The sequence below is a fragment of the Pedococcus sp. 5OH_020 genome (genome assembly GCF_027812955.1).
GTDB lineage: Bacteria > Actinomycetota > Actinomycetes > Actinomycetales > Dermatophilaceae > Pedococcus.
Genome location: NZ_JAPYZV010000001.1, coordinates 146,557 through 167,571, shown reverse-complemented (window position 1 = coordinate 167,571; position 21,015 = coordinate 146,557). Strand labels below are relative to the sequence as shown.

The following is a 21,015-nucleotide window of genomic DNA, read 5'->3' as shown; positions in this document are numbered from 1 at the left end:
GCAGGGGACACAATGACGTCCATGGCGCTTGCCGTCTGCCTGCTCTTCGACCGCCGGACGGACGAGGCCATCCGCGCGTTGTGGGAGCGCCTCGAGGCGCTGGGGACCAGGACGCTCGCCACGCATACTCACGGCCGGCATGTGCCGCACCTGTCGTATGCGGTCCTGCGCGAGTACGACGTGGCGGCTGTCGCGGACAGCCTCGACCGGCTCCCCTGCGGGGAGCCGCTGTCACTGCGGTTCGACGCCGTCGCGCTCTTCCGGCGGGGACGCGCTGCCCTGGTGCCGGCCGCGACCGAGGGACTGCAGGCGCGCCAGGCGGCCGTCGTGCGCGCCTGCGAGGACAGCGGCGCGGAGCTCCACCAGCACTACCGGCCCGGCGCGTGGATCCCGCACAGCAGCCTCGCGACCCGGGTGCGTCGAGAGGAGCTGGCAGCGACCGCCGCGGCCGCCTTCGACATCCTCCCGCTCGAGGCGCGCGCCCCCGCGTGCGCTCTCATCGACAGCTCCACCGGTCAGCGGTGGCCGCTGCCGCGGCTGCTCTGACGGACGTCAGGACCGGCGGGTCTGCTGCGCCTGGGCCTCGGTGAGCCGGCGCAGCGTGGAACGGAGCACCTGCTCGGCCGACCGGCCGCCAGCCCGGGCCCGCACGACCAGGTCGAGCATGGCTGTGCCGAGCTCGTGCTCCTCGCCTGGTCCGTCCCCGGTCAGCTCGCGGGGGTCCCGTCCCGCGCGTTCCCACCGCGCCACGACCTTCTCTGCCGCGAGAAGGCTGGGCAGGGCGGTCGGGATGCCGTGCATCAGGTCCTCGTGGCCCGCCTCGCCCCCATGGTGTGACTGCTTCGTGGCGCGTTCCTCGGCCTTGATCCGCTCCCAGGCCTGCTCCACCTCGGCAGCCGTGGAGGCCTCGCCGTCGGCGAACACGTGGGGATGTCGCCGGACCAGCTTCGCGACGATCTCGGCGGCGACGTCGTCGATGTCGAACGGCTCCTGCGGATGGTCCTGGGCGACCCTGGACTGGAAGGCGACCTGGAGCAGCACGTCCCCGAGCTCCTCGCGCAGGTGGCCGCGGTCGCCGGACTCGATCGCCTCGACCGCCTCGTAGCTCTCCTCAAGGAGGTACTTCACCAAGGACTCGTGGGTCTGCTCCGCGTCCCAGGGGCATCCCCCCGGCGAGCGCAGCCGGTCCATCACCGCGACGAGGTCGAGCAGCCGCGAGCCCGGCACGTCCCACGAGGCCACCAGCACCTCCACCTCGGGCGGCTCGCCGAGCCGGGACACCTCCGACGCCACGGCGTCGGTGAGCCCGGGGTCCGCGTCCGCCGACGCGACCCATACGACCTGGTCGTCCTGCGCCCGCTCGAGCAAGGTGCGGGCCAATGCCGCAGGCTCGAGCCCGACGAGGTGCTCAACGGGAACCCCCGCCTCCGCCACGGCTTGGGCCAGCGGCTCTGAGGTGTCCCGCGCCAGGACCTGGGCGGCCGAGTCCAGCGCGTGCCAGGCGGCTCGGGTGAACAGCCCCGGCGCGATCCGCGGCGTGCCGACCAGCAGCGCCAGGCGACCGGCCACAGCGCGTCAGCCTGCCGGGGTCTGCGCCGGCTGGGGCTTGATCCAGTTCGGGGTGCTGGCGCTGAAGCGGACGTTCTTGGCGTCGAAGCTGCCGTACCGAGGGTTCACGGTGATGTTCGCCTTCGACGCCGCGGTGACGGCCTTGTTCTGCTCTTCGCTGGTCATCTGGTTCCAGGCGAGGCTCGCCTTCACGAGCTGCAGCGTCGAGGGCGCCGGGTCGGGGATGGAGGCGACGGCCGCCCGGGCTGCCGAGTCCGACAGGCCTTTGCCGTCCTGGACCGCCACCTGGTTGATGAAGCGCGCCATCACCAGGCTGGCCACGGCCTGGGGGGTGTCGAGCCCCGAGTCGGGCTGCACCTTGGTCACCTGGCGCGCCGCCTCCTGCGCCTCCTGCTCGGTGATCCGCTGACCGTCGACGACGGCGGCCGTGTCGGCGGTCGCGCAGCCTGACACCGTCAGCACGCTGCCCACCAGGATGGCGACGACCGAACCGCGCAGGGACTTGAATGCCTTCACAGGCTTGCCTCTCTCACCACGACCGAACTTCCTGACACGCATCCCGAACCGTCGGCTCGGCACTCCGGCGACCCTCATCGGGCCGCAACCGCCTGACCGCCGCCGACCCTGGCCGCGTCGGAGACGCTGCCCAGCATGACGGCGCGGATGAGGTCGCTGGCCCACTGCAACACTGCCGTGTCGCGAAGTGGCCTGCCACCTACCCGAGCCGTCGTCGGCTTCGGCACGAGAATGGTATGCACCGCGTCCTTGACCAGGGACCTCGGGTAGAGCCGCTGCAGCCGAAGCTGCGCCGACTCCGGCAGGTCGACGGGTCCGAACCGGACGTAGCTCCCCTGCACGCTGATGTCCGCGACCCCGGCCTGACGTGCCACCGTGCGCAGCCGGGCCACCTCCATGAGGTTGCGGACGGGCTCCGGCAGCGCACCGTACCGGTCGACCAGCTCCGCCTCGATCTCCGCGAGGGCGGCCTCGTCGGCCACACTCGCGAGCTTCTTGTAGGCCTCCAGCCGCAGCCGCTCCCCGGGGACGTAGTCGTGCGGGAGGTGCGCGTCGACCGGAAGCTCGATCTTGATCTCGGTGACCGCCTCGGCGGCGTCGCCGCGGAAGTCGGCCACCGCCTCGCCGACCAGCCGCACGTACAGGTCGAACCCGACCCCGGCAATGTGGCCGGACTGCTCGCCGCCGAGCAGGTTCCCGGCGCCGCGGATCTCCAGGTCCTTCATGGCGATCTGGATGCCGGCCCCCAGGTCGGTATGGCTGGCCATGGTCTGGAGCCGGTCGTGGGCCGTCTCGGTCATGGGCTTCTCGGGCGGGTAGAGGAAGTAGCAGTACGCGCGCTCACGCCCACGGCCGACGCGACCGCGCAGCTGGTGGAGCTGGCTCAGGCCGAGGACGTCGGAACGCTCCACGATGAGGGTGTTGGCGTTGGAGATGTCCAGACCGGTCTCCACGATGGTCGTGCAGACGAGGACGTCGAACTTCTTGTCCCAGAAGTCGACCACGACCTGCTCCAGCTTGTGCTCGCCCATCTTGCCGTGAGCCGTGGCCACCCGGGCCTCCGGTACCAGCTCGCGGATGCGGCTGGCCGCACGCTCGATGGTGGAGACCTTGTTGTGGACGAGGAACACCTGTCCTTCGCGGAGCAGCTCACGGCGGATGGCCGCGACGATCTGCTTCTCCTCGTAGGCACCGACGTACGTCAGCACCGGGTGCCGCTCCTCGGGCGGCGTGGCCAGGGTGGACATCTCGCGGATGCCGGTGACGGCCATCTCGAGGGTTCGCGGGATGGGCGTCGCGGACATCGCCAGCACGTCGACCGCGGTCCGCAGCGTCTTCAGCTGCTCCTTGTGCTCCACTCCGAACCGCTGCTCCTCGTCGATCACCACGAGGCCGAGATCCTTGTACCGGATGTCGCCGGAGAGCAGCCGGTGCGTGCCGATGACGAGGTCGACGGAGCCGTTCGCCAGCCCCTCGACCGTCTCCCGGGCCTCCTTGTCGCTCTGGAACCGGGACAGGGCCCGCACGGTGACCGGGAACTGCGCATACCGTTCGGAGAACGTCTGGAAGTGCTGCTGGACGAGCAGGGTCGTCGGCACGAGCACCGCGACCTGCTTGCCGTCCTGGATCGCCTTGAACGCCGCCCGGACCGCGATCTCGGTCTTGCCGTAGCCGACGTCACCGCAGATCAGCCTGTCCATCGGGACGCTGCGCTCCATGTCGGCCTTGACCTCGTCGATGGAGCTCAGCTGGTCGGGGGTCTCGACGTAGACGAAGGCGTCCTCGAGCTCGCGCTGCCACGGCGTGTCCGGCGCGAAGGCGTGGCCGCTGGTGGCCATCCGGGCGCTGTAGAGCTGGATCAGCTCGGCGGCGATCTGCTTGACGTACTTGCGGGCCCGCCCCTTGGTCTTCTGCCAGTCGCTGCCGCCCATCCGGTTGAGGGTCGGCTGCTCGCCTCCCACGTAGCGCGTCACCTGGTCGAGCTGGTCGGTGGGGACGAAGAGCCGGTCGCCCGGCTGGCCCCTCTTGGAGGGCGCGTACTCGATGACGAGGTACTCCCGGGTCGCACCCCCGACCGTCCGCTGGACCATCTCGACGAACCTGCCGACACCGTGCTGCTCGTGCACGACGAAGTCACCCGGCTTGAGCTGCAGCGGGTCGACCTGGTTGCGTCGCCGCGACGGCATCTTCCGCATGTCCTTGGTGGAGCCGCCCTGGCCCGGGGTGCCGGTGAGGTCCGTCTCGGTCACCAGCGCGAATCTCGTTGCCGCGGAGAGGAACCCGGACCCCAACGCGCCGCTGGTCAGGTGCACCATGCCTGGCGCGAGGTCTTCCAGGTCGGCATCCAGGCGTGCCGGCACGTCCTCGCCGGCCAGCACCTCCGCCACGCGTCGCGCCAGGCCGTGCCCCTCCGTCACGACGACGACGCGCCATCCGTCCGCGACCCACTGCCGTAGGTCCTGCACGGCGTCGGGGGTCGACCCGCGGTAGCGCGGGGACTCCTCCAGGCCTGTGTTGACCACAGCGGCCCCGTCCTCGGCCAGCTCCTCGTCGGCCACGAACGGGCCGAGGTCCCACCAGGGCATCCCCAGCTCGCGCGCGTGCGCCCTGAGCTCGGCCAGAGCCCAGAACGAAGCGGTGCCGAGAATCCCCTGCAGGTCGATGGGCACGGTGTTGCCCGCCGCAGCGTTCGCCCAGCCGGCCTCCAGGAACTCCTGGCTGGTGGCCACGAGGTCGTGGGCCCGGGTCCGGACGCGCTCCGGGTCACACACCACCACGGCCGTCCCATCGCGCAGGGTGTCCAGCACGCTCTCCATACCGTCGACGAGGGCCGGCGCCAGCGACTCCATGCCCTCCACGGCGATGCCCTCGGCGAGCTTGGCGAGCAGGTCCACCGCGCCGGGCAGCTGGCCCATCAGGGCTCGCGCCCGCTCCCGGACCGACTCGGTGAGGAGCACCTCACGGCACGGCGGCGCCCACAGTCCGTGGTCGGCCACCTCGAGGCTGCGTTGGTCCGCGACCTTGAACCAGCGGATCTCCTCGACGGTGTCGCCCCAGAACTCGACGCGTACGGGGTGGTCCTCGGTGGGCGGGAAGACGTCCAGGATGCCGCCGCGCACCGCGAACTCTCCCCGCCGCTCGACGAGGTCGGTACGGGCATAGGCAGCGGCTGCGAGGTCCTCCACGACCTGCTCGAGGGGCATCTCGTCGCCCGCGCGCAGGGACACCGGCCTGAGCTCGCCGAGCCCCTGTGCCACCGGCTGGAGGACCGCGCGTACCGGCGCCACCACGATGTCGAGCGGACCGTAGGCCGCGTCGGTCGGGTCGGGGTGGCGCAGCCGGCGCAGGACGGCGAGCCGCTTGCCGACCGTGTCGCTGCGCGGGCTGAGCCGCTCGTGCGGCAGGGTCTCCCAGGCCGGGAAGTCGGCCACCCGGTCGGGGTCCAGGAAGCACCGCAGGGCCGAGACCAGGTCCTCGGCCTCACGGGTCGTCGCCGTCACGGCGAGCAGAGGGCGCCCGGCGTCCCGGGCGGCTGCGGCGATGAGCGCAGGTCGGGCACCGGCCGCGACGGAGATGTCCGCCACCGGTTCGCCGGTCCTGGCGACCGCGAGGGCACGGGCCACCCCCGGGTCACCGGCGAGCAGGTCGAGCAGCGGGCTGAGGGTCATGACACGGCTCCTGAGGACAGCACGAACGCCCCACGGCAAGCGCCAATGGGGTACGTCCACCCTAACCGCCGGGGGTACGCCGCGGCGCCCGGGACCGTCAGGCCCCACGCGCGGTGCCGGCCACCCGGCGTACCCCGTCGTGGTGCGGGGCCCGGCACTCCCCCTGTCCAACCGGGCGGTGCGACCCCGCTGCTTGCGGCCGCCCCTCGACGTGACGGCTCCTGCGGTCCAGGGCGTCAGGCGTCGAGGGTGGCGGCTCTGTGGACGAACGTAGGCGCGCAGTGCCGAACGCGGCAGATCCGTTTGTGCGACACGGAAATACGCCATCGGGAGGACAACGCGGGGAAGCACCGCCCGTAGCGTCGAACCAGCCTCGAGCAGGAGCCGGAGCAGGAGCCGGAGCACGAGCCGGAGCAGGAGTCGGAGCGCGAAACCAAGGCTCCAGAGGGAGCGCAACGCGATGCCGACCAGACGGGGAACGACGGCGTCAAGGGATGCGTCCGTGACCCGGCGGACGGGTGCCCGGTCCCCGGAAGGTGCCCCGGCGGAGGACCTCATGGCGGGATGGACGACCTCGCTCGCCCTCTGGTGCGCCGCGGCCTTCCTGGTCCTCGGCGCCCTCGTCGTGACGGGCGCCATGCGGTCGTGGGACGGCCAGACACTGGGCGCGCTGCGCCCGGGCGACGCCTGGGGCCCCTGGCAGGTCCGCCTCAGCCCGTGGATGTCGCGGCTCGCTCCCGACCGGATGTACGCCGTGCTGGCGATGACGTCGCTGGCCACCTCGGCCTGGCGCCGGTCCTGGTGGCCCGCGATCTTCGCGGCCGGCCTGGGCGGAGCCTCGATGGCGCTGACGCTGCTCGCGAAGTTCGCGTTCCAGAGACCGGACCCGCACGGGTACGTGACGCCGACCGGGGGCAGCTACCCGTCGGGGCACGTGGTCGCGCTCCTCGTCGCTCTCGCGGGGTCCCTGCTGCTGACGGCACCTCGGGTGCCGTGGTGGCTGTGGACGCCCGTGGTGGCGGCAGCCGGCCTCATGACGGCCGCCCTGCTCGTCTCGGCCGCCCACTGGCCGAGCGACGTGCTGGGCGGAACGCTGCTCGCGGTGGCCGTGGTGAGTGCTGCGAGCCGGGTGCCGGTGCGCCGGTGGGCCTGTCGGCGCCGGCCCGCCGGCGGCGTCCCGCCACCTCAGCGCAGAAAGGACAGCAGGCGCGGGGCGACGACCTCGGCGTCGTAGCACTGCAGGAACCTCCGCCTTGCCGCCTGGCCGGCCCGGCGCAGCTCGGCAGGCGACTCCATCAGGTCGATGAGGATCCGCGCCGCCTCCTCCTCGTCGTCGATGGGCCAGAAGCGTCCCTGGTCGGGGTCCTCGAAGAGCTCGCCGAGCGCGCCCGCGGTACTCGACACCACCGGGAGCCCGGCCGACATCGCCTCCATGATCGCCAGCGAGGACGACTCGGAGTAGGACGCGTGCACGTACGCCGTGTATCCCGCGAGCCGCTCCTGGACATCGGCGCAGAACCCCTGCAGGCGTACCTGGTCGGAGACCCCCAGCTCGGAGGCGAGCGCAAGGAGCCGAGCCCGCTCGGTCCCTTCACCGAAGACGTCCAGACGGTAGACGTAGCCCTTCCCCTTCGCCCGCGCCAGGACCCGCAGCAGGTAGCGGTGGTTCTTCACGGCCTCGAGGTTCCCCACCGTGACCAGGTCGCCGGCCCTGCCCACCACCTGCGGCACCGCGGTTCGCTCCACGAAGTTCTCGATGACCGTTCCGGGGACCCGGTCCACCTCGGGCAGCCACTGGCGCACGGCGGACCGGGCCCACGAGGACACGAACACGAGCCCGTCCACCCGGGGGACGACCCGACGCTCGGTCTCCCGGATCCAGCGGTAGACGGCACTCTGGCGAGCGATCTGGCCCTTGTCGGCCCACTCGTCGGCCTGGGAGATGCGGAAGTGGACGGCCAGCACGACACGCTGGTACGGGCCGCGGCGGGCGGCCAGAGCTGCCTTGGCCGACACCGGGCACTGCGCGTAGACGGTGCAGGGCCCCTCCTGGAGGAGCCTGCGACGGAGCGCCAGGCGTAGGAAGTACTCGTGCGAGGACCGGTACCACCACACGTTCGCCGGGCCACACAGCCGCTCGAGAGCCACCCGGAGGCCGAACAGCGGCGTGAGGACCAAGCCTCGCCACGGTCGTCCCCGGACAGCCCAGCTGTGTGGGGTCACCAGGTCCGCGGCGACTCCGGCCCGCGCGAGGTAGCCCCGTAGCTGTCGCACGTGCGTGTGCACGCCGGTGATGCCCCGTTCGCGCGCCACGCTGGCGATGATGAGAGGTCGGTCAGCCTGTTCCCACCGGGCGCTGGTGCCCTTGTTCCTTGTCATGCTCCCCCTGCATTCCCTGCATTCCCTGCATGCGCGCCGGCCCCCACTGCAGGGGCCGGACTGCTGCTCCGCACGCGGTATGCCCCGTACGGAAGTCGTCGACCGGTACGCCGCGAGCGATGCCGGCGCTCCCGGGGGTGGCTGCTGGAGCGGTCGTCATCCGGCGGCCCTCCGCACGACGCCCAGCCGGCGCATCTTCGCGTCCGCCTCCGCCAGGACGTCGTCCAGCCCCGGCATCCCCTGGAGCCATTCGGCGTACTGGGCGACCGAGTCCGCCGGACTCCGCTTGGGATCCCAGCCCAGATCCTGCAGCGCCTGGATGTCCGAGTGGATGTGCCGGGTGTCGCCGAACCGGTACTCACCCGACACGCGCGGCTGCTGCTCCGAGGCGTAGTGCTCGCGGACCACTTCGGCGAACTGGGCCGTTGTGTAGGCGGTGCCGCCGCCGACGTTGAACACCCCACCGACTGCGCGGGAGTCCGCGAGTGCCAGCTCGTTGGCCGCGACCACGTCGTGGATGTTGACGTAGTCGCGCAGCATCGCACCGTCCTCGTACAGGATCGGGGCAGAGCCCAGCAGGTAGTGGAGGCAGAAGATCCGGCACGCCCCGGAGTAGGCGTTGTAGATGGACTGGCGTGGGCCCTGCACGATGCTGTAGCGCAGCGCCACGGTAGGGATGCCGTAGCGGCGGCCCAGGGCGATGGCGACCATCTCCTCGCCGTACTTGGACATCCCGTACGCGTTCTGGGGGTTCGCGAAGGTCTCCGGGGTCTTCAGCACTCGCAGTGCGCCACCGCACTGAGGGCATCGGTGTTCCCACTCCCCGCGCGCCAGCGCCGACTCGGGACGCATGTCCGGCGTCTGCACGCCATCGGTGGGGCAGGCGTACATCCCCTCCCCCATGGCGGACTGGGATGAGGCGACCACGACCCGTTGGAGGTCCAGCTTCTCCGCCACCGCGATCTCGTAGAGCAGTGCGGTGGACACGACGTTGGTCGAGGTGAAGCGGGAGAAGTCGGTGAGGTAGTCCTGGTATGCCGCGAAGTGGTAGACCGCGTCGACCCTGCGCAGGAGGTTCGCGAGCAGGTCCCTGTTCCGCACGTCCCCGACCCAGAGCTCTGCGCCGGGGGTGAGATAGCTCGGCTGGCCGTCTCGGTGCACCGGCGCGGTGAGGGCGTCCAGGATGACCACCTCGTGCCCAAGCTCTACGAGCCGGTCGCTCGTGTGCGAGCCGATGAAACCGGCTCCTCCGGTCACCAGCACTCTCATCGACGGGCCTTCCGGTTCGCGTACACCTCGCGGTACACCTCGAGCGTCTCCCGGGCCGTCTGGGCCCAGGTGAACTGTGCTGCTCTGGCGAGCCCCCGCGACCGCAGGTCCTCGCCGCTCGCGCGAGCCCGGAGGATGGCCGCGCCGATCGCCTCCGGGTCGTCAGGATCGGCGAGGAACCCCGCCCCGCCGGCCGTCTCCGGCATCGCGCTCCGGTCGGAGGTGACCACGGGGCATCCGCAGGCCATCGCCTCCAGGATCGTCAGGCCGAACGTCTCGTTGTGCGACGGGTACACGAAGACGTCGGCCGCCCGGTAGAAGGGGACTGTCTCCTCCAGCGGGACCCCGCCGACCCACGTCACGTCGTCGGCGATGCCGAGCTGTGCGGCGAGCGACCGCAGCTCGCTCAGGTAGGCCGTGTCGCGGCCCGGGCCGACGACGACGAGCCGATGGCCGTCCAGGTCCGGCTTCGCGACGGCGAACGCCCGCAGCAGGCCGTCGCAGTTCTTGTACGGCCAGAGGGAGGAGACGAACAGCACGAACGGCCCCCGGACCCCGTACCGCTCTGCCAGGTGCCGTCGCGCCTCCTGCGGGTCTCCTGGTCGGAACAGGTCGTGGTCCACCGCCTCCGGGATGAGCCGCAGCTTCGCCGGGTCCACGTCGAGATGCCTGTGGACCTCCGAACGCAGGCTTTCGGAGTTGATGATGATGGCGTCGGCGACCTTGGCCGTGCGCGGATACCCGATGCGGCGGTACAGCCGTGCAGCGCGGCCGATGGCCTCGGGCGCCGTGAAGGCGTGCATCGTCTTGAAGTGGGCGACCAGCGACGGTGCGGGTTTGACGACAGGGGCGATCAGGGTGCTGAAGACGTCGACCCCGCCCAGTGGCAGCCGCACCGGCGCGTAGAGGTGCTCGCTGAGAGTGCGCAGGTTCCGGCGCTCGTTGGACCACGGGAAGGTGACGTACCCGACTCCGGCTCCGTAGCCGCGGTGCATCGTCTTGGAGCGCGGGCTGACGACGAGCCGCAGCTCCTCGTCGTCCTTGAGATGGGTGGCCATCTCCGGTATCACCCTGGTCCAGAACCAGTGTGCGCCCGAGGGGTTGGCCGGGTCGTCGGTCAGCAGGTTGATGGCGACGCGCATGGGTCAGAAGACCGCGCTCACGACGTCGGCGGCCGACATCCTCGACTGGCGCACGTACTGGGCGAGGAGGTGCATGCAGGCCTGGTGCGCATCCTCGATGACCCCGTAGTTGAACGAGTCGACGTGGACCGACACGGTGGCCAGCTCGCGGGCCCGTCCTCCGGTGAAGCCGGTGAGGGCCACGGACTCCAGACCGTTCTTCGCACACCACTCCAGGGCCCGCACGATGTTGGGTGAGCGGCCGGACGAGGACACGGCGACGAGCACGTCTCCGGGCCGTGCCAGCGACTCCAGCTGGAAGTCGAAGACACCGTCGTACCCGTTGTCGTTGGCGATCGCGCTCAGGATCTCCACGTTCGCGCTGAGGCTCTGCACGTGGGTGAGCAGCCCCGTGCCTCCCCTCACCCCCTTCACGTGGTCGCACTGGAAGTGGTTCGCGATGGACGCCGACCCGCCGTTGCCACAGGAGAAGACCGTGGCCCCCCGGTCGTAGGCGGCGTTCAGCAGTCGCGCTGCGGCGTCCAGCTGCGGGCTGTCGAGCGTCGCCATCGCGCGGCTCAGCTCGCCGGCATAGTCGGCGGCGAAGCTCGACGCCTCTGCGTACCGGCGGCCCGGGAAGGCGGTTCGGGGCACCGCCGGCTGAATCGACCTCTCGGCGTGGTCGCTCAGGATGATGTCGACCGCAGCCGCCAGGCCGGTCACGGTGACGACGTCCGGCGCAGTGCTCTGTCCCGTCTGCAGGACCAGGAAGGGCTGCGCTCCGACCGCCCTCGCCATGCCGACGTCGGAGTCGCTGTCACCCACCACCCAGGACGCGGAGAGGTCCAGGCCCAAGGTCTCGGCGGCCGCGAGCGCCATTCCGGGGCCGGGCTTGCGGTCTGAGCTCACCCGGGCGAAGGGCGCGACGATCCCGTCCGGGTGGTAGGGGCAGAAGAACCACGCGTCGACATACGCACCGCCACGGGCGAGCTCCGCCGCCATGTGCTTGTGCACCTGCTCGACGTCCTCGAGCTCGAAGAACCCGCGGGCCACGGCCGACTGGTTGGTCACGACCGCCACGGGGATCCCCGCCGCGTTCAGCCGCGCGATGGCCTCGACGGCCCCCTCGAGGAACACGACGTCCGAGATGGCGCCGACATAGCCGCTGTCGACGATGATGGTGCCGTCGCGGTCGAGGAGCACCCCGGGCCGCGTCATGGCCGGCCGTCCCGACCGGGCCGCGAGGCACGGTCGCCTTCGACGATGACCCGGCCATCTCGACGACGCAGTGCAGCCCCCGCACACCACTCTTGACACCTCATGTCGGCCTCCGCGCTCCGGCGTGCCCCACCCGATCCCCGGGGACGGTCGCGTGCGACGACCCCACCCCCTGGGACTGACACAGCCATGGTAGGTAGTGGCGTCGCGGCGGGTGACCGCTTTGCCGAAATCCCTTGCTCCGCAAGCAGGTACGACGCTCTCATCGCGCTCGACGCCCCGGCTCGGGAACGAGGAGCGCGGCAGCGACCGTCAGGTCCAACAGATAGGTCGAGGCGTCACCGGTCCCCGTCTCGGTGACGGAGGCGACGATGCAGTAGACGATGAAGAACAGTGCCACCGCGCGTCGCGGACCGCGCACGTGGGTGATGGCCATGACGAGCAGCAGCAGGATGAACGTGACCTGGACGACGATGCCGAACCAGCCGAGGTCGAGGTACGTCGCCACCCAGTTGCTGTCGACCGGAAGGCCGTTGAACGACTTGTTCGACAGGCCGTTCCCGAAGAGGTCCTGGAGCCGAGGTCGCGCCTGGTCCAGCGAGGCGGACCAAACCTTGGTGCGACCGGTGAGTTGAGAGGCGTCCTCGGCCGACTGGCCGCGCGCGGCCCACTTCACGATCTGCGGGGCGAACAGCGTGCCGGCCACGACCCCGAACAGCACAGTGGAGGCGGAGGTCCTGCGAACCCTCGCGTGACCGAGGAAGAGGCTGGCCCCCGCCACCGCGACACCGATGATCGCGCCGAGCAGGGCGGTCCGGGTGTGCGTCCCGATGAGGACCGCCACGGAGACCACGATGCCGAGCAGCGCGTGCTGGCCACCGATCACGCGGCACATCCACAGGATCGCCGAGGTGGCCAGCAGGACCGCGGCGTAGTGCGCCACCTGAGGCGGCGGGATCGGCCAGATGGCGCCCGAGAGCCTGCCCTCGGAGGAGAACGCCTTGCCGGGAGCCAGTGCCGCACCCACCACGACGGACACCAGTGCGCCCCAGAGGCACAGTCGGTGGACGCGCAGCAGCACGACGTCATGTCGGCCCCACCAGGGTGTCAGCAGCCATAGACACAGCACGAAGCCGATGAGGCGCAGAGCGCGGTACGTCGACCCGACGAAGAAGGGGCTGTGGATGCTCACGATGAGCGCGACGATCGCCATCACGGAGAGGAGCACCAGGAACAGGTTGGGGCGGATCACGATCCGTGGGTTGACGAGCAGCGCCAGGACCACGGCCATCAGGAGCGACCCCTGGGCGAGGATCTGGTTGATCGAGTGCGGGATCGGCAGCACCGTCGGGTTGTTCGAGGGCGTGAGGACGTTGACGAACAACGCCCCCCACGCAAGGAGCAGCATCCTCGGGACCTTGGTGGCGCTGGTCCGCAGCGGTGCGTGCCGCTGGGCGGCGTCCCGCCCGGGTGCCGTCCTCGGCGCGACAAGGGTCGTCATGGCAGCGTCGGCGCCACGCCGCGGGAGGGTTCGGAGGTCTCCACCAGGCCGAGGCTCTCGTCCGTCTCGTCGGAGCCGACCATCATCGCGAACGGCAGCTCCAGCCCGGCGGCACGCACCAGCTCTGCTGTGGTCTCGAGCAGCTCGGGTGAGGACCGGCCCGCCGTCACCAGGGGCACGACGTGCCCGACCCAGGACCGCAGGTTCTCGGCGTCGATCCCCGGGTTCACCTCCGCCAGAGCCAGGACGACGTCGGCCGCCTCCCAGCTCTGTCTCCAGCCGCCTGTCCCGGGCAGGTCGACGACAGCGCCCGCGACGGCTCCGCGGGGCCCTCGCGCGAACCCCGGTCCACCGGTCGGCCGGAGGACGGCAGGCTCGGCCGGTTCGGCGCCGACGTCGTTGTCCGCGTGCGGGTGTGGGCCCTTCGCATGCCGACCGGACGGCACGCCATGGCCGCGCGTGCGCGGCAGGGCCATCTCGGCGACGAGCGCGCCGGAGTGGCTGAGGTCGACGAGGAACACGTTCCGGCCGAGGTCGCGAAGCCGGGTCGCGAGGGCCGCCACCACCGCTGCCGCGACGGCCGCGTTGCCCACCGCCGCCAGGGCCACGGCATGTCTCGGACCGCCGCCCGCCGGCGCCGCGGCTCGTGGTAGCTCCAGGCCCGGTCCCCCACGCGGCATCACCGCGGCCTCCAGGCCCCGGACCAGCGTCTCCAGGTCGCGGCCGCGCCACCCCGTCCGCGGTCCTCGACGAGCCCTGAGCCGCGCGAGCCGGCGGCCCACAGGACCACGGGACCTCACGCTGAAGCGCACCGGCACACCGAGAGCCAGCGCGATGTCCTGGCGACGGCGGAGGCGGTCTGTGGTCAAGGCGCGGAACAGGACGTAGCCGACCCCGAGCGCGGTCCCCCCGATCAGACCCGAGCCGATGTCCAGGACCATCGCCTTCTTCGCCGACCCTCGCACCGCGCGCGCCGCGTCGATGACGTGCGTGGACGACACGGCCGCGTCCGTGGCGAGCGCGGCGTCCTCGATGGCCTGCTGCATGTCGACGATCTGCGAGTTCAGCTCGGTGCGACGGCTCAGGATCTCCGTCGCCCGGGTCTGTCCCGCCGCACCCTGCTCGCTGACCTGGCTGTACTCGCGGTTCAGCGCGGTGACCTGGTCCTGCATGTCGGTGATCCGCGACTTGTACCCCGCGATCAGACCGCTGCTGAGCGAGCGCAGCTGCGTCGCCCGGAAGTCGAGATACTGGCTGGAGAGGGCGTCGGCCCGCGCGACGGCCGACGCGTCGTCGGGAGCCGCGACCGAGACGACGAGGATCTCGGTGGTCACGGCGTTGGCGCTGACGGTCGACTGGAAGGCCTCCGGCGTGAGGTGCAGGCCCAGCTGCCGTACGGTGCGCGACGCCACTTCCCGCGTGTTGAGCAGGCTCACGTCCGTCCCCATGGCCGAGGGGCCGTCGAGGTTGGCGGGGTGGGCCATCAGCAGGGTGACGGTGCCGCTGCTGCTCGGCGGCAGGAGCACGAGGGTCGCCAGCCCGAGGACCGCGCCGAGGCCCGCAAGGCCCGCCCAGATGCGCCACTCGCGCCTCAGCGCGTTGCGCAGGTAGTGCCACGTGCCGACCAGAGCCCGCGGCGGCCCGACCAGCTCGGCCTCGCGCTCCTCGTCGTCGATGTTCCAGGAGACGTCGATCACCGCAGCCTCCGGCGCTGCTCGAGCGGGGTCGCCTCACTGACGATGGCAGAGCCCGTCATCAGGGACGGCAGGGGCGCATGCTGCGCACGCTCGGAGGGCAGGACGCGTCCTGTCGTGCGGTCGAGCGGGTCGGGGTCCACGACGACGATCCGTGCGATGGGGTGCCCGGAGTCGTCGGCGGCGAGGGCGACCCGGGCGAGGTCGTCTGCGCTCGGCGTGCCTGCCGTGACGGCCAGCAAGGTGACCGCATCCTCGGTACCTCGAAGGTGGAGCTCGGGATGCAGGCGGTCCAGGACGGCGACATGGACGACCAGGTCGCCGGAGTGACGCAGGTGGCTCCGGCTCTCGACGGAGAGGCCCGGCCGGGGTTGCGCTTCTGCCGGGAGGCCCGAGCATGCGGCCCAGAGCCCGTTCGCGGAGGCGTGCGGCTGCGCTGTCACCAGACGGGTCGCGAGCCCGGTGGAGGCTGCGAAGGAGGCGAGCTGCGGACCCACCGCCAGGGCGCGAAGGTCGTCGGACAGGGTGAGCACCACGACGGCCGGGGACTCGTGGCGGTCTGTCTGCCGCTCCGCGAGGCTCCCAGGGTGGCCAGGCGTCACCAGGCGGACCAGCTGACGCAGCGTCCAGGTCTCCACGGTCCCCGGGGAGTACTTCGCCAGCAGGCTCGTCCATCCGGCAACGGAATGCGGGGCACGGCTGTGGATCGACGCCACCACGGGGATCCCGATGGCGTCGGCGATCTCGTCCCGCGAGCGCATCGTCCGCTCGCGCCGACCGCGGATCACGATGACGAGCCCGGTGAGGAACAGGGTCGCTGCCGCGCCGATCCCCTCGAACAGGGCCAGCCGCAGGGCCAAGGACATGCGCACCGCTGGAGTCGCATGCTGGATGACGGTGGCCTCACTGCCGGCCTGGGCCCCGCCCTGCCCTGTCGACGTGGTCTGCTTCTGGATCTGGTCGAGCTGCAGCACGAGCTTGGCCTGCTGGGCCGTGAGCTCGGAGAGCGCGGCCGCGTCGACCTTGCCTGCCGGCGACGCGCCCGGCTCGGCGGCCAGCCGGCTCTCCGTCTTCTTCAGCTCGGCGCTCACCGAGTCCAGGCTCTGCTGCAGGGTGCTGGCGCGGGCGGCCAACGCGTTCCGCGCGTCCTGGCCCAGTGAGCTGGCCGCCGCCTTCAGGTAGTCCACCTCGGACTTCGCGACGGCCTCGGAGAGCGCCTCCGCCTTGCCGGGTGTGGTTCCGGTCGCCGTGATGGTCAGCACGTCAGCCGTCGGCGCCTCGACCGTGACGTGGTCTGCGACCTGCGCCGGGTCCAGCCGCGGCGTGACCGCCTTGCCGGCCGGACCGAACACGGACTCGCTCTCAGCGATCTGGACCTGGGTGTCCACGCTGTGGCTGGGGGCCGAGCTGCCGGAGCCCTGCGGTGGAGGCAGCAGCACGATGCTGGTGCTGCTGTAGACCGGCGGCCGCAGGTACACCGCGGCACCCCCGGCCAGCGCGCCGACCGAGGCAGCCACGATGAGAGTGCCCACCCGTCGACGCAGGATCGCCCACGTCGACCTGAGATCGATGATCTGCTCGCTCATGGACTCCCCTGCACGCCGTCTCGGCTGGTGGCCCACGCTAGTCCCGATGGTGCGAGAGTCCTTGTGGAACAGCCAGACTCGCGTCCGACGCCAGCCGAACGGACGAGGCACGGGCGCCCCGCGCTTGCGCCCACCAGCACACCGTGGACCAGACACCGCAGCCCCATCACCGCTCCTCGGCGCCGTGGTCGTGACGGCCGGCCCGCAGGGCGACGCCGGCAAGCTCCGGGACGGCAGCGACGTCAAGGTCGAGCAGCGTGCGGAGGTGCAGGACGCCCGTCCAGGCGCCGCTCCCGACGAGCGTGGTACTCGGCACCCGCTCGCCGAACCGCGGGGAGTACCAGCCCAGCACGGGGTCGGTCTCGCCGCGGTGGACGGTCCACTCGAGCTCAGCTGGCAGCACCAGGCGCGCGGTTGCGGCGCCGGACCTCCCCACCCACGAGAGCTCCGCCGTTGCGTCACGGAGCACGACCTCCACCTGCGGGCCGAGATGCCAGGCCAGCCTGGCTGTGTGCCGGGTGGAGCCGGTCAGGGTGTCCTCGACGCACACGGTGCGCGGGGTCCGGTCAAGAGTGACGGTGCGGTCATGGCGCAGCGCAGGGTCGAGGCGGGCGTATCCCCCGTGATGCCCGGACCACCTCTGCAGGCGGCCGGCAACCTCGGACAGGTCGGCGCGGTCGACGGCGGAGTCCGTCCGGGTGCTCCAGAGGAAGGGGCCGCCCTCGACCGACTGGCTCACACCGTCCACCTCGATCGTGTTGTGCCCCAACGTCGAGCGGAAGTAGCTCCGCCACCGCAGGTCACCGTGGTAGCAGAACGTTCCGGGGTCCGCCAGGACGTCGACACCGTCGCACCGCACCTCGACCGAGAGGGCGTCGGCGTGCGCGTGCGCAGCGATCGAGAGGAACCCGTGCGGGCCCCCGTCGCACCGGCACCAGATCTCCGGACCGTCCCCCGGCGGCGTACGCAGCAGGTACATTCCGGCGTCGGCGAGCGCGCGGGGCGCCACAGCGAGACGCGCCGTGACGCCGGGAGCGGGTGCCAGAGCTGGGACCACCATGCTCGCGACGGACGGATGCGTCGCCGGCCACCAGGAGAGCGGACCGACGACCGCGGCGCCCAGGCCGAGCAGCTGCGCCCACGGCTCCGCCTGCGGGTCGTCGACCACCAGGCCGCGCCCTTCGTCACCGTCCCCCTGCCGAGGGGGCCGTCCCGTGCAGTCCACGATGGAGGCGGCGACGTCCAGGGACGACGCCAGCAGGCGCCTGATGCCCGGCCGGAGAGGATGGCCGGCCCGGTCCGCCTCCACCAGGGCCAACAGGCCCAGCTCGGTCACGAACCGGTGGTAGTCGGTCGCCTGCTCGCGGTTGGCTCCGCTGGGGAACGTGTTCGCGACAAGGTGTGTCTCGAGCTCGGCGGCGGCCTGCACGCGCCACCGCTCGCTCTCCCGGAACCACGGGAACGCACACGCGGCGACGAGCCGGCCCACGGCCTCGGCGATGACGTGGTTGTTCGCCGAGGAACCACGGCTCCGGAAGGCGGCAAGGTACTCCTGGTGCCACCTGAGCTGCCGGAGCGCATCCTCGTTCTCGTCGAAGAGGTCCGTCACGCCTGGCCATTCGTCGAGCAGCCGACGAACCCACACCCAGCTGGTGAGCCGGACGCCGAGCTCGATACCGCTGGTCCAGTGCACCCCAGACAGGAAGGGGTTCGCCGACCACCACGACCGCAGCTGCCTCGCGACGACGTCCGAGTAGCGGTCGTCCCCGGTGAGCCACCAGGCGGCGGCGAGAACGGTGAGGTGGTGGTGGCGGGACAGCTCCCACACGGACTTGACGTTCCCCGTGACCGACTCGTCGCGGTGGTCCACCCGGAAGGCGAGCACGTCCTGCGGGGCACGACGCGCGGTGACCGGGTCGTGGAACCAGTCCGGGTCGGCGATGTCCGGCCGGGGGCAGCCCAGCACGTCGTACTGCCCGTCGAGCAGCCGGTCCGCAGCCGACAGGAGTGCCTGCCGTGCCCGCGGTGACACGGCCTCACGCACAGCTGCGGGCAGGGTCGCGTCGAAGGTTCGCCCGGACAGCAGTCCGGGGACCGCACCCCGCACGGCGGACCCTGGCGCGACCCGCCGTCTCGCCCAGACCTCCTGCCTGCCCCGGTCCGCGACGCGGTGCGTCACCTCCGCGGCGGACATGCCGCGGAGCCGGCGAACGTACCAGCCTGCAGATCTGCTCACAGGACCACCGGACCGCCCGACACCAGGCTCTCCCCCACGGCGATGGTCGCGCGTGTGGTGGAGACCAGCGAGTCGAGCGAGATCGGCATCGGGCCGCCGTGCAGCACTGCGTCGACGAATGCGCCGACCTCTGCCCGCTGCCCCTTGTCCTGGCCGGCGTAGGACCGCTTGGCGTCCTTGCCCGCACGGCTCCACACCGTCCCGCGGGTGAAGTTGTCCAGCCGGGCGTTGGTGCCCGCCCCCGACACGTCGAGGGTCTCCTTCGGGAACCGGGCGTCACCGTCGGTCGCATAGGTGAGCGTGGCGAGGGAGCCGTCGGCGAAACGCAGCATGACGTGGAGGTCCAGGCCGTTCCCCGTCTGACGCGCGAGGACCTCGACGGGAGGATGCCCCACCCACGCACTCAGGGTGTCGATGAAGTGGCCCCCCTCGCCGAGGAACCGCGACCCTTCCAGGTCCTCCTTGAGGTACCAGCTGCTCGCGTCCAGGCGACCGGCGTTGACGAGGTAGCGGGCGCTGACCGGTTGGCCGGAAGCACCGAAGCGGCGGCGAAGGTCGGTGAACAGCGGCGCGAAACGCCGGTTGAAGCCCACCATGACGCGGTCGTTGCCCGTCCTCGCCACGACCTCGAGCACTCGGTCGACCTCCTCGTGGCTCAGGGCCAGCGGCTTCTCGACGAACACGGCCTTCCCGTGCTCGAGGGCGCGACACACGAAGTCGGCGTGCGAGTGGTGGCGCGTCACGACGAACACCGCGTCGATCGAGGGGTCGGCCAGGACGCTCGAGGCGTCCGTGCTCATCGTCTCGAACCCGAACTTCCGCTGGGCGTTGACAGCCGACAGCGAGCGGGTGGTCGCCACTGTCGTGAGGGTTGCCGAGGGATGCTTGGCCAGGTGCGGCAGGAGCATGGACGTGGCGTAGCTGCCGGCACCGATGAAGCCCAGGCGCACCGTGCCGGCCGACGGCCGGGTGGAGGCGGTGTGTCGGCTCCGGTCGGCGAGGGCATTGCTGCGGATGGTGGCGCTCGGTGCCCCGCCCGGGGTGCCGGTCCGCGGCGTGGGCCGCATCGTCTGGCTCAGGAGCTCCGGCGGCGCATCGGCGTCCGGGTCCAGCTCGGCCTGCGGGTACTCGAAGAGGAACCCGACACCCTTGAGCGTCCCGTCCCGCAGCTCGCCGTAGACGGTTGCCGCCTCGTCGATCGGCCGCACCCCGGAGACGAGGGACGCGACGTCGAGGGAGCCCTCGGAGAGCAGGTCGAGGAAGCACTGGAGGTTTCGCCGCTCCGTCCAGCGTACGTAGCCCGCGGGGTAGTCCACGCCGTCGAGCTCGTACCGGTCGTCGTACCGCCCGGGCCCGTAGGACCTCGAGAACCGGACGTCAAGCTCCTTCTCGTAGTAGGCGTTCCACGGGAGGTCGAGCTTCGTCTTGCCGATGTCGACCACGCGGGCGCGGTCCCTGGCCAGCCGAGCCGCGAGCTCGACCGGGCCGTTGTCGTCGCCGCCCGCAGACAGGAACACCTGGTCCGCGCCGAGCCCGCCGGTCGCCGCCTGGATCACCTGCTCCACATAGGCCGTGCCCTCGGCGTCGGGGCCGGCGCAGGCCATCGCCCCCGCCGCCTCCGCCATCCGGCATCGCTGCGGCACCGTGTCGATCCCGACCACGCGCACCCCGGAGGCGACCAGCAGCCGCACGACCAGCTGCCCGATCAACCCCAGCCCGATGACACAGGCCATCTCGCCCAGCTGCGCCTCCGCCCGGCGTACGCCCTGCATCGCCACGGCTCCCACGGTCGCGAAGGCGGCATGCTCCGCCACCACCCCCTCGGGCACCGGCACGCACAGGTTGGTGGGCACCCAGTTCACCTCGGCATGGAGAGCGAACTCGTTGCCGGCGGCTGCGACAAGGTCTCCCACGGCGAACTCCTCCGCGCCCCGGCCCACCTCGACCACCACGCCGCACAGCGAGTAGCCGAGCGGCGTGTAGCTGTCCAGGGTGTTGATCGCCTTCTTGTAGGTGGCCACCGGGCCCTGCTGCGCAACGGAGTCGAGCACCTTCTTCACCTGGTCCGGCCTGGCGCGCGCCTTGCCCAGCAGGGAAAGTCGCGCCTCGCTGACCTTCATCAGCTCGGTGCCCGTCGAGATGAGCGAGAACAGGGTGCGCACCAGCACGCCGCCCGGCTTGCACGCGGGGGCCGGGACGTCGAGAACGACCAGCTCGCCGGACTTGTAGTTCTGAGCTACCTGTTTCATGGTGTCTTC

Annotated in this window: 14 protein-coding genes; 2 read left to right on the top strand and 12 right to left on the bottom strand. The window is 71.5% G+C overall.

Annotated elements, in window-relative coordinates; genetic code table 11:
• Nucleotides 1-21 precede the first annotated feature (21 nt).
• Entirely contained in the window at nucleotides 22-546 is a 525-nt protein-coding gene (locus tag PHA84_RS00735; RefSeq protein ID WP_270886168.1) for a 2'-5' RNA ligase family protein, read from the top strand.
• A gap of 6 nt (nucleotides 547-552) precedes the next feature.
• Here the strand turns inward: PHA84_RS00735 and PHA84_RS00730 are convergent, their stop codons facing one another.
• From PHA84_RS00730 to mfd, 3 genes are all read right to left on the bottom strand, one after another.
• Nucleotides 553-1,569: a MazG family protein gene (locus PHA84_RS00730; RefSeq protein ID WP_270886167.1), complete on the bottom strand. Its 1,017-nt coding sequence runs from the start codon at nucleotides 1,567-1,569 to the stop codon at nucleotides 553-555.
• A gap of 6 nt (nucleotides 1,570-1,575) precedes the next feature.
• Entirely contained in the window at nucleotides 1,576-2,085 is a 510-nt protein-coding gene (locus PHA84_RS00725) for a hypothetical protein (RefSeq protein ID WP_270886166.1), read from the bottom strand.
• 74 nt (nucleotides 2,086-2,159) lie between these two features.
• Complete coding sequence (gene mfd, locus PHA84_RS00720; protein WP_270886165.1) at nucleotides 2,160-5,753, bottom strand: transcription-repair coupling factor; 3,594 nt, start codon at nucleotides 5,751-5,753, stop codon at nucleotides 2,160-2,162.
• 502 nt (nucleotides 5,754-6,255) lie between these two features.
• Here mfd and PHA84_RS00715 point away from each other — a divergent pair.
• Complete coding sequence (locus PHA84_RS00715) at nucleotides 6,256-6,987, top strand: phosphatase PAP2 family protein (RefSeq protein ID WP_270886164.1); 732 nt, start codon at nucleotides 6,256-6,258, stop codon at nucleotides 6,985-6,987.
• Here PHA84_RS00715 and PHA84_RS00710 read toward each other — a convergent pair.
• The 9 genes from PHA84_RS00710 to PHA84_RS00670 form a co-directional block, all read right to left on the bottom strand.
• The gene (locus tag PHA84_RS00710) at nucleotides 6,939-8,132 is read right to left on the bottom strand and encodes a glycosyltransferase family 4 protein (protein ID WP_270886163.1); all 1,194 of its coding nucleotides are present in this window, start codon (nucleotides 8,130-8,132) and stop codon (nucleotides 6,939-6,941) included. The genes PHA84_RS00715 and PHA84_RS00710 overlap by 49 nt on opposite strands.
• 156 nt (nucleotides 8,133-8,288) lie before the next feature.
• The gene (locus PHA84_RS00705) at nucleotides 8,289-9,401 is read right to left on the bottom strand and encodes an NAD-dependent epimerase/dehydratase family protein (protein WP_270886162.1); all 1,113 of its coding nucleotides are present in this window, start codon (nucleotides 9,399-9,401) and stop codon (nucleotides 8,289-8,291) included.
• Nucleotides 9,398-10,543 carry a glycosyltransferase family 4 protein gene (locus PHA84_RS00700; protein ID WP_270886161.1) on the bottom strand — a complete coding sequence of 382 codons (1,146 nt, stop codon included), beginning with the start codon at nucleotides 10,541-10,543 and terminating at the stop codon, nucleotides 9,398-9,400. The genes PHA84_RS00705 and PHA84_RS00700 overlap by 4 nt, the downstream gene beginning before the upstream one ends.
• Before the next feature lie 3 nt (nucleotides 10,544-10,546).
• Nucleotides 10,547-11,740, bottom strand: coding sequence for an HAD-IIIA family hydrolase (locus tag PHA84_RS00695; RefSeq protein ID WP_270886160.1), 1,194 nt, complete (start codon nucleotides 11,738-11,740; stop codon nucleotides 10,547-10,549).
• 262 nt (nucleotides 11,741-12,002) lie between these two features.
• Complete coding sequence (locus tag PHA84_RS00690; protein ID WP_270886159.1) at nucleotides 12,003-13,241, bottom strand: O-antigen ligase family protein; 1,239 nt, start codon at nucleotides 13,239-13,241, stop codon at nucleotides 12,003-12,005.
• Entirely contained in the window at nucleotides 13,238-14,938 is a 1,701-nt protein-coding gene (locus PHA84_RS00685; RefSeq protein WP_270886158.1) for a hypothetical protein, read from the bottom strand. The genes PHA84_RS00690 and PHA84_RS00685 overlap by 4 nt, the downstream gene beginning before the upstream one ends.
• Entirely contained in the window at nucleotides 14,935-16,521 is a 1,587-nt protein-coding gene (locus PHA84_RS00680) for a Wzz/FepE/Etk N-terminal domain-containing protein (RefSeq protein ID WP_270886157.1), read from the bottom strand. The genes PHA84_RS00685 and PHA84_RS00680 overlap by 4 nt, the downstream gene beginning before the upstream one ends.
• Nucleotides 16,522-16,687: 166 nt before the next feature.
• The gene (locus PHA84_RS00675; RefSeq protein ID WP_270886156.1) at nucleotides 16,688-18,757 is read right to left on the bottom strand and encodes an alginate lyase family protein; all 2,070 of its coding nucleotides are present in this window, start codon (nucleotides 18,755-18,757) and stop codon (nucleotides 16,688-16,690) included.
• The gene (locus PHA84_RS00670; protein WP_270886155.1) at nucleotides 18,754-21,006 is read right to left on the bottom strand and encodes a bi-domain-containing oxidoreductase; all 2,253 of its coding nucleotides are present in this window, start codon (nucleotides 21,004-21,006) and stop codon (nucleotides 18,754-18,756) included. Before PHA84_RS00670 ends, PHA84_RS00675 begins: the two co-directional genes overlap by 4 nt.
• Between the last annotated feature and the right edge of the window lie 9 nt (nucleotides 21,007-21,015).